General features: G+C 73.6%; 13 protein-coding genes and 1 riboswitch. Of the genes, 5 read left to right on the top strand and 8 right to left on the bottom strand.

The features are described from left to right. Positions 1 to 266: 266 nt before the first annotated feature. Positions 267 to 1,142, top strand: a complete 876-nt coding sequence (locus AB0A74_RS41230; protein ID WP_358258469.1) for an AsnC family protein — start codon at positions 267 to 269, stop codon at positions 1,140 to 1,142. On the opposite strand, the gene AB0A74_RS41225 is transcribed toward AB0A74_RS41230, so the two are convergent. The 6 genes from AB0A74_RS41225 to AB0A74_RS41200 all read right to left on the bottom strand — a co-directional run bounded on the left by AB0A74_RS41225 (position 1,139) and on the right by AB0A74_RS41200 (position 7,362). Beyond that, complete coding sequence (locus AB0A74_RS41225) at positions 1,139 to 2,335, bottom strand: multidrug effflux MFS transporter (protein ID WP_358258467.1); 1,197 nt, start codon at positions 2,333 to 2,335, stop codon at positions 1,139 to 1,141. The two genes, AB0A74_RS41230 and AB0A74_RS41225, sit on opposite strands and share 4 nt — an antisense overlap. A gap of 68 nt (positions 2,336 to 2,403) precedes the next feature. Continuing rightward, positions 2,404 to 2,721 (bottom strand): hypothetical protein, encoded by a 318-nt coding sequence (locus AB0A74_RS41220; protein WP_358258466.1) that lies wholly within the window; start codon positions 2,719 to 2,721, stop codon positions 2,404 to 2,406. Positions 2,722 to 2,807: 86 nt separating this feature from the next. Then, positions 2,808 to 3,737 (bottom strand): RluA family pseudouridine synthase, encoded by a 930-nt coding sequence (locus AB0A74_RS41215; RefSeq protein WP_358258464.1) that lies wholly within the window; start codon positions 3,735 to 3,737, stop codon positions 2,808 to 2,810. After that, complete coding sequence (gene lspA / locus AB0A74_RS41210) at positions 3,734 to 4,348, bottom strand: signal peptidase II (protein WP_358258462.1); 615 nt, start codon at positions 4,346 to 4,348, stop codon at positions 3,734 to 3,736. The genes AB0A74_RS41215 and lspA overlap by 4 nt, the downstream gene beginning before the upstream one ends. A 4-nt stretch (positions 4,349 to 4,352) precedes the next feature. Then, on the bottom strand, positions 4,353 to 5,669 hold the full coding sequence (locus tag AB0A74_RS41205) for an aminotransferase class V-fold PLP-dependent enzyme (RefSeq protein ID WP_358258460.1): 1,317 nt from the start codon (positions 5,667 to 5,669) through the stop codon (positions 4,353 to 4,355). A gap of 46 nt (positions 5,670 to 5,715) precedes the next feature. Beyond that, positions 5,716 to 5,830: riboswitch (SAM riboswitch) on the bottom strand. Positions 5,831 to 5,880: 50 nt separating this feature from the next. Continuing rightward, positions 5,881 to 7,362: a potassium/proton antiporter gene (locus tag AB0A74_RS41200; RefSeq protein ID WP_358258458.1), complete on the bottom strand. Its 1,482-nt coding sequence runs from the start codon at positions 7,360 to 7,362 to the stop codon at positions 5,881 to 5,883. A 179-nt stretch (positions 7,363 to 7,541) separates the two neighbouring features. Between AB0A74_RS41200 and AB0A74_RS41195 the strand changes: the two genes are divergently transcribed. Continuing rightward, on the top strand, positions 7,542 to 8,477 hold the full coding sequence (locus tag AB0A74_RS41195) for a M28 family metallopeptidase (protein WP_358258456.1): 936 nt from the start codon (positions 7,542 to 7,544) through the stop codon (positions 8,475 to 8,477). Here the strand turns inward: AB0A74_RS41195 and AB0A74_RS41190 are convergent. Together AB0A74_RS41190 and AB0A74_RS41185 are read right to left on the bottom strand one after the other, a co-directional pair. Then, positions 8,466 to 8,747: a DUF167 domain-containing protein gene (locus AB0A74_RS41190; protein WP_343934487.1), complete on the bottom strand. Its 282-nt coding sequence runs from the start codon at positions 8,745 to 8,747 to the stop codon at positions 8,466 to 8,468. The two genes, AB0A74_RS41195 and AB0A74_RS41190, sit on opposite strands and share 12 nt — an antisense overlap. Beyond that, positions 8,740 to 9,291: a TetR/AcrR family transcriptional regulator gene (locus AB0A74_RS41185; RefSeq protein ID WP_358258455.1), complete on the bottom strand. Its 552-nt coding sequence runs from the start codon at positions 9,289 to 9,291 to the stop codon at positions 8,740 to 8,742. The genes AB0A74_RS41190 and AB0A74_RS41185 overlap by 8 nt, the downstream gene beginning before the upstream one ends. A 55-nt stretch (positions 9,292 to 9,346) precedes the next feature. Here AB0A74_RS41185 and AB0A74_RS41180 point away from each other — a divergent pair, with 55 nt between their 5' ends. The 3 genes from AB0A74_RS41180 (at position 9,347) to AB0A74_RS41170 (ending at position 11,110) form a co-directional block, all read left to right on the top strand. Next, entirely contained in the window at positions 9,347 to 9,793 is a 447-nt protein-coding gene (locus AB0A74_RS41180) for an SRPBCC family protein (protein ID WP_358258453.1), read from the top strand. A 70-nt stretch (positions 9,794 to 9,863) separates the two neighbouring features. Then, complete coding sequence (locus tag AB0A74_RS41175) at positions 9,864 to 10,412, top strand: sigma-70 family RNA polymerase sigma factor (RefSeq protein WP_358258451.1); 549 nt, start codon at positions 9,864 to 9,866, stop codon at positions 10,410 to 10,412. Between the two features lie 119 nt (positions 10,413 to 10,531). Further along, complete coding sequence (locus AB0A74_RS41170) at positions 10,532 to 11,110, top strand: sigma-70 family RNA polymerase sigma factor (RefSeq protein ID WP_358258471.1); 579 nt, start codon at positions 10,532 to 10,534, stop codon at positions 11,108 to 11,110. Positions 11,111 to 11,355: the final 245 nt, after the last annotated feature.

Genomic DNA, 11,355 nt, shown 5'->3' with positions numbered 1-11,355 from the left:
CTGGGGCCGAAGCGGCGGTGGGGCGGGGCGGTGAGTGGCGAGTGCGCCGGGCGGCGGGCTCGGCCCGGGCGGCGGGCAGCCCCGCCCGGCGCGGTCCGCACCCGGCGCGGCCCACACCCGGCTCCCGCCCGACCCCAACCCGGCTCCCGTCCGGCTCGGCCCGGCCGACTCCGCCCGCCCCGAGCGCCTCCGATCCCTGGGACGATCCGGTGATCGGCGGCGGGGCGATGGGGCGCGGATCTTGTCGGACGGGTAGCGTTCCCCGTGTGGTAGCGCCGGATCCCGTCGACGCCCGTCTCCTGGCCATGCTCGCCGAGATGGGGCGTGCCGCCGTGCACGAGATCGCGGCCCGGCTGGGGATGGACCCCCGGGAAGCCGCGACCAGGCTGATCACCCTGTCCGGCAGCGGCCTGCCCCTGCTCGTCGGTGTCGAGTGCGACCCCAACGGCATCCGCAAGGCCCTGGCCAACAGCGTCGCCTGGGGCAACTACAACGGCCCCGCCGGCGCGACCCGCGGCACCCCCAGCGGCCCCTACCCGCAGCAGCCCGGCACGGTCTCCGGCCCCTACCGCCAGGGCCCGCCCAGCGGCCCGTTCCCCGCCCAGTCCGGCCCGGTGCCCGTGCACTCGGGACCCGTGCCCGTGCCGGAACCCCAGAACACCTGGGGTGTGCCCGGCACGTCCGGCTGGGCCCGCGGCGAGCAAGCCCCCGCGCCCCGGTCCCGCACCGGCAAGATCGGCAGCACCCTCGAAACCGAGGGCCTGGAAGGCGCGCGCTTCACGATCCAACTGGTGGAGGTCGTGGACCCCGCGGACTTCCTGTTCACCGCGGCCGGCTACAAGCTCGCCGACGGCGAGCGCGCGGTCGTCGTGCACACCGAGTTGAACAACATCGGCACCGTGCCGTTCAACGCGCTGCCGGACATGTACCTGGTCCTGATGACCAACACCGGCGAGACGGTCGGCAAGGCCCCGGTCTCCCTCTCCTCCCGCCCGCCGCACAAGATCGGCGTCCAGCCCGGCGAGACCGCCGGCGGCCACACCGTCTACATCCTCCCGGAGAACACCCGCGTCACGTCGATCCGCTGGAGCTCCCGCCCGGAGACCGACCTGAACACCCTGGTCTGGGTGGTCGAGGACTAGGCGACCGCCGCCTCCCGGGTGATGCCCGCGTCACCCCTGGTCAGCACCACCCCGACGACCAGCGCCAACGTGGTGGAGCCCGCCATCACGGCGATCATCGGCCCGGTGCTCGCGGACCCGCTCACCCCCACCAGCGGGGCCATCAGCCCCGCCACCACGAACCGCGTCACGCCCAGCACCGCCGACGCGCTGCCCGCCGCCTCCGCGTGCCGGGCCATGGCCAGCGTCGCCGCGTTCGGCGTCAGCACCCCCACGCTGGTCGTCACCACGAACAACGGCACCAGGAACGCCACCAGCCCACCGCCGAACAGGCCGGTCGCCACGAGCCCCAGCCCGCCGACCGCGCCCATCGCCAACCCCAGCCGCAGCAGCGCCTTCGGCACCACCCGCCCGGTCAACGCCGTGTTCAGCAGCCCCGCCACGAAGATCGCCACCGCGTTGGCCGCGAACACCAGGCTGAACCCCTGCGGCGACAACCCGAACACGCCCTGGAGCACGAACGACGCCCCGGCCACGTACCCGAACAGCGCACCCAGCGCCAACGCCGAGGCCAGGGCGTACCCGAGGAACACCCGGTCGGCCAGCAGGACCCCGAACACCCGCACGGTCGGCCGCCACTGGGTCGGCCGCCGCTTCTCCCGCGGCAGCGTCTCGGGCAGCGCCCAGGCCAGCACCGCGAACAGCACCACCGCGACCAGCGCCAGCACCACGAACGTCCCGCGCCACGTCATCAGCCGCAGCAGCTGACCGCCCAGCACCGGGGCCAGCACCGGCCCCAACCCGTTGGTCAGCATGAGCAGCGACATGAACCGCGCCATCGCCAGACCTTCGAACCGGTCCCGCGCGATCGCCAGCGCCACCACGAACCCCGACGCCACGCTGAACCCCTGGACCAGCCGCAACGCCGCCAGCGCGCCCGCCGACGGGGCCGCCGCGCACACCAGCGACACCACCGCGTAGAGCGCCACACCGAACAGCAGCGGCCGGCGGCGACCCCACGAGTCGGACAGGGTGCCCACGACCAACTGGCCGATCGACATGCCGATGATGAACGTCGCGAGCGACCACTGGACCTCCGACTGCCCCGCGCCGAACTCCTCCGCGATGGCGGGGAACGCCGGCAGGTGGGTGTCGATGGACAACGGGCCGAGCAGGCACAACGCGCCCAACAGCAGAACGAGCCTCGTCCTCATGGATCCCCCCGGTTCCACTCGGAGCTACGCGGGAGTGGAGGGACCACGCGCCGTCGAGATGCGCGCGGTCACCCGTTCCGGCGAAGCAACTTGCCGAAGAACGACCGTTTGGGGGCCTCCTCGGCCTGCTCCCGACCGCGGACCCCGCGGCCGTGGACCTCCCGGCCGTAGGCGTCGGGGCCGTGGGCGTCGAGGCCGTGGGCGTCGGGGCCGGGTGGTCGGGCGTGCGGCCCGTGGCCGGCGGTCGGGGGCGGTGCGGGAGCCGGTGGGGCTCCCGGCAGGTCGCCGCCGATCACCGCCGGCGCCACGGTGAACCCGTCCGGGTCCTCCTGCCGCGGGAAACCCCGCGGCGGCGTGAGATCCGCATCGCCGTAGTGCGTGGACACCACACGTACCTCCCCCTGGTCGACGTGCCGTTGATCAGAACGTTACGCGAACGCGACCTGGTCGGGGAGGCGGTGATCGGGGGAGGTCAGCCCTCCGCGCGCAGGACCTCCAGCGCTCCGGCGAGGTCCGCCGGGTACTCGCTGGTGAACTCGACCCACTGGCCGTCCGCCGGGTGGTGGAACCCGAGCGTCCGGGCGTGCAGCCACTGCCGGGTCACGCCCAGCCGCTTGGCCAGCACCGGGTCCGCGCCGTAGGTCAGGTCGCCGACGCACGGGTGGCGCAGCGCCGAGAAGTGCACGCGGATCTGGTGCGTGCGCCCGGTCTCCAGGTGCACGTCCAGCAGCGACGCCGCCCGGAACGCCTCCACCACCTCGTAGTGGGTGATGCTGGGCTTGCCGTTGGCCATCACGGCGAACTTGTAGTCGTGCTTGGGGTGCCGGTCGATCGGCGCGTCGATGGTGCCCCGGATCGGGTCCGGGTGGCCCTGCACCAGCGCGTGGTAGAGCTTCTCGACGGTCCGCTCCTTGAACGCCGCCTTGAGCACCGAGTACGCGTGCTCGCTCTTGGCGACGACCATCACGCCGGTGGTGCCGACGTCGAGCCGGTGCACCACGCCCTGCCGCTCGGCCGCGCCGGACGTGGCGATGCGCACACCCGCCGCCGCCAGGCCGCCGACCACGGTCGGGCCGGTCCAGCCGGGGCTGGGGTGCACGGCCACGCCCACCGGCTTGTCCACCACGATCACGTCGTCGTCCTCGTGCAGGACGATCAAGCCCTCCACGGGCACGGCCTGCACCTGCACCGGCCGCTCCGGCTCGGGCAGGGTGACCTCCAGCCACGCGCCCGCGACCAGCCGGTCGGACTTGCCCGCCGGACGCCCGTCCAGCACGACGTCCCCGGACTCGGTCAGCGCCGCGACGGCGGTCCGGGACAGGCCCAGCAGCTTGGCCAGACCCGCGTCGACGCGCATCCCGTCCAGCCCGTCGGGGACGGGCAGCGTGCGGTAGCCGCTCATGCCTTCTTCTCCGGCGACGCGGCCGACTTCTTCTCCACGCGGGTCCCGTCGTAGTCGCGTTGCAGGATCGCCATCAGCACGATCACGGCCCCGCCGACGCAGATGGCGGAGTCGGCGACGTTGAACACCGGGAAGAACGTGCCGTAGGGCTCGACCACGGAGACGAAGTCCACGACGTGCCCGCGCAGCGGCCCCGGGCCGCGGAAGATCCGGTCGGCGAGGTTGCCCACCGCGCCGCCCAGCACCAGGCCCAGGCCGATCGCCCAACCGACGGACCGCAGCTTGCGCGCGATCCACAGGATGAACCCGACCACGCCGCACGCGATCAGCGCGAGGATCACCGTGTAGCCCTCGGCCATGCCGAACGCCGCGCCGGAGTTGCGCAGGAAGGACAGGTAGACCAGCCCGCCGAACAGCTCGACCGGCGGTTGCCCCTCCAGCTCCCGCACCGCGATGACCTTGGTCACCAGGTCCAGCGCGAAGACGACGGGGGCGATGGCGGCCAGCAACCACACCCGCTTCGGGGGCAGCGGCTTCTCGACCGGCGCTGCCTCCGCGGGCTCGGCGGGCTCGGCGTTGGACTCGGTGCTCACCGGGCCATTGTCCAGCATGGCCTCAGCGCAGGAACGGCGGGAGCGGACGCCGGTCGTCGGCCGGGGCCCAGCGGCCGTCCACGACCTCGTACTCCCAGCGCGGTCCCTCGACCACCAGCGACCGCAGGGCCGCCACCAGCCGGTCCACGTGCTCGACGGTCGTGCCCAGGCCCAGCGACGCGCGCAGCGCCCGCTGCCCCCCGGCCAGCCGGTGCACGGCGACGTGCGCGCAGAACGCCCCGTCCCGCACGCCGATCCCGTGCTCGGCGGACAGCGCGGCGGCCAGGAAACCGGCGTCCTGCCCGCGCACCACGAAGCTGACCACGCCGACCCGGTCGTGCTCGGGCCCGAACAGCGCCAGCTCGCAGGTCCCCGGCACGGTCGCCAGACCCGCCCGCAGCCGGGCGAGCAGCTCCCGCTCGTGCGCCACGGTCTGCTCCCAGTGCCGGCCCAGCACGTCGCAGGCCACCGCCAGGGCGTGCACGCCGACCACGTTGGGCGACCCGGCCTCGTGCCGCTCGGGCACCGCCGACCAGGCCACGCCCAGCCGGTCGCCGTGGTCGCTGACCCGGGCCGTCGCGCCGCCGCCGACCAGGTACGGCTCGGCCGCCTGCAACCAGTCCGCGCGCCCGACCAGGACGCCCGCGCCGAAGGGCGCGTAGAGCTTGTGCCCGGACAGCACCGCGTAGTCCACGTCGAGCGCCTTGAGGTCCACCGGGCGGTGCGGGGCGAGCTGGGCGGCGTCCAGGGCGATGCGGGCGCCGTGCCGCCGGGCGACGGCCGCCAGCTCGGCCACCGGCCACACCTCGCCGGTCACGTTGGACGCGCCGGTCACCACGACCAGCCGCGGCCCGACCGGGGCCGCGCGCAACGCGCGGTCCAGCTGCAGCACGGCCTCGCCCGCGCCGCCCGGCGTCCGCAACCGCCGCACGTGCGGCCCGCGCCACGGCAGCAGGGCCGCGTGGTGCTCGGTGTCGAACAGGACCACGGCCGTCTTCCGCGGCAGGCTGCGGGCCAGCAGGTTCAGCGCGTCGGTGGTGTTGCGGGTGAACACGACGGTGTCGCCGGTGCGGGCGCCCAGGAACCGGCGCACGGAGTCCCGCGCCTGCTCGTAGACCTTCGTGGACACCTGGGAGGCGAAGCCCGCTCCGCGGTGCACGCTGGCGTACCAGGGCAGCAGCTCGTCCACCGCGTCGCGCACCTGCTCCAGGCAGGGCGCGCTGGCCGCGTGGTCGAGGTTGGCGTACTCCACGCGCTCACCGGTCACCAGCGGCACGCGCAGCGACGCGCCGACGACGCGGGGCAGAGCGGCGATCGATCCGGGGACTGCGACGGTCACGACACCCTCCGACGGGGTCCAGGCGGACTCCGCTACCGGGAGAGGAGGCCCGCGCTTGCCCGACGCCCTCCGCGCCAGGCCAGGTCCTCATCGGGGGCACCCCACCGCGGTAGGAGGGTTGCCGGCCAGCTAGCCCGAGCTTCGCGCTGGCACTCATGACCTTGGACCCGACGTTAACCCACCGCCGACCCCGAGTCGAGTCGCGTTCACATCATGGGAGACCGGTGTCGCCCTTCCACCGCGCGTACCGGCCGGCCCGGTCCACGGCGCGGATGCGCTGCTCGGTGGCGGTGCGGGCGCTGTCGGTGCAGACGACGAGGAGCTGGTCGAACTCCTGGAGCCGGGTCGTGGGCTGCGGCGTGAACCCTTCGTCACCCCGAACCACCAGGCTCACCACCGCGCCCGGCGGCAGCCGCAGCTCGCTCAGGTACACGCCGTGCAGCTTGGAGCCGCGTTGGATGCGCACCTGGAGCAGCTCCGCGCCCAGCTCGTCCAGCGCGGACGAGTCCACCTGGACCTCCCGCGCCTCCCCGGACTTCTCCAGCCCCAACCACCGCGCGAGCCGCGGCAGCGTGCTGCCCTGCACCACCGTCAGCAGGACGACCAGCACGAACACCGCGTCCACCAGGTCCTGCGCGCCCGGCACGTTCTGGATCAGCGGGATCAGCGCGAACACGATCGGCACCGCGCCGCGCAGCCCCGACCACGAGATGAACACCTGCTCGCGCCACGGCACCCGGAACGGCAGCGCCGCGCACAGCACCGACAGCGGCCGGGCCAGCAGCACCAGCACCCCGCCCGCCACCAGCGCGGGGACCAGCGCCTCCAGCAGCCGGCCGGGCGAGGCGTACAGGCCGAGCAGCACGAACAGCCCGATCTGGGCGATCCAGCCCAGGCCCTCGGCGAAGGACAGGGTGTCCGCGCGGTGCGGCAGGCGGGCGTTGCCCAGCACCAGCGCGGCGGTGTAGACGGCGAGGAACCCGGACGCGTGCGCGAGGTCGCCCGCGGTGTAGGCGAGCAGGCACACCGCGACCGTGGCCAGCGGGTACAGGCCGGTCGCGGGCAGCGCCGCCCGGCGCAGGCCCTCCGCGCCCAGCCGGCCCAGCGCGACGCCGATGGCCGCGCCCGCCACCAGCTCGTAGCCCATGAGCAGCGGGGCGGTCCAGGTGATCGGGTCGGGCGAGGCGAGCAGGACGACCGCGATGTAGACCGGGGCGTCGTTGATGCCCGACTCCAGCTCCAGCGCGCCGGTCAGCCGCTTCCCCACGCCGACGCCGCGCAGCACGCTGAACACCGCCGCCGCGTCGGTCGAGCTCAGCACCGCGCCCCAGAGCAGGGCCGTGCGCCAGTCCAGGCCCAGCAGTTCGTGCAGCGCCAGGCCGGTGATCCCGATGCTGACGCCGACGGACACTGTGGACAGTGCGATCCCCAGGCCCAGCGCGGGTTTCACCGCGGTCCAGCGGGTGGTCAGGCCGCCCTCGGTGAGGATCAGCACGAGCGCCGCCGTGCCCAGCGAGCGGGTCAGGTCGGCGTCCTCGAACTGGATGCCGAGCACCGCTTCGCCCAGCAGCACGCCGATGCCCAGGTAGAGCAGGAGCGAGGGCAGACCGAGCCGGATCGACACCCGCACCGCGATGACCGAGAGCAGCAGGACCGCGGCGCCGATGCCGAGGAAGGCCGTCACACCACCCACTCGACCTCCTGTTGTTCACCCGGTGGGGGCATTCTCCCCCGGCGACACCGATCTGGACTAATCGGGCGGGCGCGCAGCGTCACCAGCCGAACGCAGGTATCGCGAACCATGCGGGTGCGTGCATGTTGATGTGCGGGTCCGCCGCCCCGGTTCACACCCCCATCCCTGCGGGAGAAACCGTGAAAGCACTCCTCACCGCGCTGGTCACCGCCGGCGCGCTCGTCGGATCCGGTCTCGCGGACGCCCAGCCCGTCCGCCTCGCGGCGGCCCCGGACATCCCGGTGTCCGCCGTGCAGGCCGACCTCAACCAACTGCAGTCCATCGCCTCGGCCAACGGCGGCAACCGGGCGCACGGCCGTCCGGGCTACCTGGCCTCGGTGAACTGGGTGAAGTCCAAGTTGGACGCCGCCGGCTTCACCACCCGGGTCCAGTCGTTCAGCCGCAACGGCGCGACCGGCTACAACCTGATCGCCGACTGGCCCGGCGGCGACACCAACGACGTGCTGATGCTCGGCGGGCACCTCGACAGCGTGTCGGCCGGTCCGGGGATCAACGACAACGGCACCGGCTCGGCGTCGATCCTGGAGGTCGCGCTGGCGGTGAAGAACAGCGGGTTCCAGCCGCGCCGGCACCTGCGGTTCGCCTGGTGGGGCGCCGAGGAGCTGGGCCTGGTCGGGTCCACCCACTACGTGAACTCCCTGTCCACAACGGACCGTTCGCGGATCAAGACCTACCTGAACTTCGACATGACCGGCTCGCCCAACCCGGGGTACTTCGTCTACAGCGCGTCCGGGCAGCCGTCCGGGTCGCTGCGGGTGCAGCAGGTGTTGCAGCAGTACTTCAGCTCGATCGGCGTGCAGTCGGAGCTGACCTCGGTGGGCGGCCGGTCCGACCACGCGGCGTTCGCGCGGGCGGGCATCCCGGTGGGCGGCACGTTCACCGGCGCGGAGGGCATCAAGACCTCGGCGCAGGCGCAGAAGTGGGGCGGCCAGGCGGGCGTCGCCTACGACCGCTGCTACCACCGCTCGTGCGACACGACGGCCAACGTCAACGCCACGGCCCTGGACCGCAACGCCGACGCGGTCGCCTCGGCGCTCTGGACGCTAGCCGGCTAGCAGGCGGTCCAAGACGTCCCGGGCGTCGGCCGGGGCGGGGTCGAGTTCCACGACCTTGTCCCGGCCGCGCTCGCCGTGCACGAGGTGGACGTCCTGGCGGCGGACGCCGAACGCGGCGGCCAGGGCGCGCCGGACCGCGTCGTTGGCCTTGCCCTCGACGGCCGGCGCGGCGACGGCCACCACCAGCGCCCGGTCGTCCCACCGGCCGCCCACGGCGGCGCGCTTCGCGCCCGGCTTGACCCGGACGGCGAACCGGAACGCCTCAGCCACGGCCGGTCACCGCCGCGATGGTGTCCTCCAGCAGCACCCGGCCGCCGGTGACCACGTGCGGGGTGGCGATCAGCAGCTGGGCCTGGCCCAGGTAGATCGAGTAGGCGAGGACGGCCCGGTGGTGCGCGGTGTCGGCGGGGAAGCCCAGGGCGGCGAACAGCTCCTCCAGGTAGGCGATCCGGCGCTCGGTGACCCGGGCCAGCACGGGCGCCACGGCCGGGTCGTCCTTGGCGGCGAGCATGGCCAGTTCGATCGTGCTGGACTCCGGGTCCTCCAGCACGTAGGCGAACAGCGTGCGCAGCTTGTCCAGCGGGGTGTCGCGCGCCTCGACCAGCGCGATCACGGCCTCGGTGTGCTCGGCCTCCCAGCGTTCCAGGGTGGCCTTGAGCAGCGCCTCCCGGTTCGGGAAGTGCCAGTACGCGCTGCCCTTGGTCGCCCCGATCCGCGCGGCCAGCGGTTCCACCGCCACCGCCGCCACCCCGCCCTCGGCGAGCGCCTGGAGGGCCACCGCGGTCCAGTCGTCCTTGGTCCGGCGCTTCTTCACACCGCCGTACGCTACCGTACGGTCCTGTTCCATACGGGACCGTACGGAGGTTGTGGTGGTCGAGAACGTGCACGTCCGGATGCTGCCGCCGAGGGGCGACTGGGTGGAGCGGGCGGTGGCGGCGTGGCCGGCGCGGGACTGGCCGCCCCTGGTGCTGGACCGCCCGCTGGGCGTCGGCGCGGACGGCGGCCACGGCTTCGTCCGCTACCGCTGCACCGCCTACGAGCCGGGCCGGCGGGTCGAGTTCACGTTCGACCCGAGGATCGGCCTCGTGGGCACCCACGCGTTCGAGGTCGTGCCGGGCGGGGTGCGGCACGTGATCCGCGGTCACCTGACCGGGTGGATGCGCCTGGGTTGGCCCCTGGCGGTCCGCTGGCTGCACGACGCTCTGCTCGAAGACCTGCTGGACGACCTCAGCGCACAGGCCGGCGTCGAGTTCCGCCGGGCGCGCTGGTCGTGGTGGGTCCGGGTGCTGCGGGCGGCGGCGCGCCGGTTCGGCTGAACCCGGGGCATCCACAACCCGCCCCGGCGTCCGTCATCTGGTTACCGGGCGCTGACCAGAGGGAGGGTTCGTGACACCGGGCGACTCCGATGACCACGCGGCTTCCTTCAGCGACTTCTACCACCGCGAGCGCACCAGGCTGTTCCGGTTCGCCGCGGTCATGTCCCCGCACCTGGACCACGAGTCCGCCGTGCAGGAGGCCTTCGTCAGCGCCTGGCGCCACTGGCCGTCGATCAGCCCGCCCGCGCGGCGGTCGTGGCTGGTCAAGACCACCCGCAACCTGCTGGTCGACCAGTCCCGCCGGCTGGAACGGCCCAGCGAGGTGACCGACGAGGTGATCGCCCGGTCCCGCCTGCTGGTCCAGCGGCACCGCGAGGCCGAGACGTGGCACGAGCTCAACGCCACCCTCGCCGCGATCGCCCGCCTGCCCGACCAGCTGCGCACGGCCCTGGTCCTGAGGTTCTGGGACTTCGCCGACGAGGAGATCGCCGACGTGCTGGGATGCCGGAGGGACTCGGTGCGGCGGTACGTGTCGGAGGCGCGCGCCCGGGTCAGCGCGGTGGTCGGCAACGTCGAGCGCAGGGCCCGCGGCCCGAGGCGCGGAAAGGGGACCGAATGACCGAGGACGACCCCGACCGGACCGCCGACCTGGACCCGCGCCTGGCCGACCTGCGCGCGGAGCTGTCCGAGTCCATCCCCGACGACCCGGCCGAGGACGACCTGGGCGTGGCGGCGATCATGGCCCAGGCCACGCCCAGGCAGTCCACCCCCGAACGCCACGCCACCCTCCTCACCGCGGCGCGCAACGGCGACCGAGGCGCGCTGGACACCCTGATCACCGAGCTGACCCCGCTGGTCTGGCACGTGGCCAGGGGCAACGGCCTGGACCAGCCCACGGCGGAGGACGTGGTCCAGACGGTCTGGCTGAGCCTCCTGCGCCACCTCGACCGCATCGCCCAGCCCAGGGCCCTGGCGGGCTGGCTGATCGTCACCACGAGACGCGAGTCGCAACGCGCGTGGCGAGAACTCAACGGCCGCCCGGCCCTGTCCTCCGACTCCGCCCTGGACGTGGCCGACACCCGGTGGCTCCCGGAAACGGAAGCCCTGAGAGACGACCGCGACCGCCGCCTGTGGCGAGCGTTCTCGGAACTGCCGAGGCGCTGCCAGGAAATCCTGCGCCTGACGGTGCTGGCGGGCCGAGCGGAGTACAAGGCGGTGGCCGAAGCCCTGTCCATGCCGAGGGGCAGCATCGGCCCGACCAGGGGCCGGTGCCTGGGGACGCTGCGCAACCTGCTGGACCGGGAGGGAGGTGTCTGACTTTGGACGACGAGACGACGTGGCTGGAAGAACTGGTGGACCGCATCGACCCGCCTCCACCCCACCTGGTGGAGTCGGTCCGCTTGCTGATCACCATCTCCAAAGCCCTGACCTGACCCCGCACACTTCCGGGGCGCGCAGCGCCTGCTTTTGGGGCGCGCAGCGCCCCCGCTTTTGGGCTTTTCCGTCCTCCCCGTATGGCCTGCCCGAAGGGCTACCACACTTTCCCGGGGTTGGGCCAAAAA

Origin of the sequence: Saccharothrix sp. NPDC042600, assembly GCF_040647305.1 — a bacterium.
Classification (GTDB): Bacteria; Actinomycetota; Actinomycetes; order Mycobacteriales; family Pseudonocardiaceae; genus Actinosynnema; species Actinosynnema mutabilis.
This window is presented reverse-complemented; position numbering and strand designations above follow the sequence as displayed.

What these genes read in the sequence shown, in the direction of transcription:
- AB0A74_RS41215 (WP_358258464.1), bottom strand. Translation starts at nt 3,737, where the DNA reads ATGAGCGGCTACCGCACGCTGCCCGTCCCCGACGGGCTGGACGGGATG.
- AB0A74_RS41225 (WP_358258467.1), bottom strand. Translation starts at nt 2,335, where the DNA reads ATGAGGACGAGGCTCGTTCTGCTGTTGGGCGCGTTGTGCCTGCTCGGC.
- lspA (WP_358258462.1), bottom strand. Translation starts at nt 4,348, where the DNA reads ATGCTGGACAATGGCCCGGTGAGCACCGAGTCCAACGCCGAGCCCGCC.
- AB0A74_RS41170 (WP_358258471.1), top strand. Translation starts at nt 10,532, where the DNA reads ATGGCCCAGGCCACGCCCAGGCAGTCCACCCCCGAACGCCACGCCACC.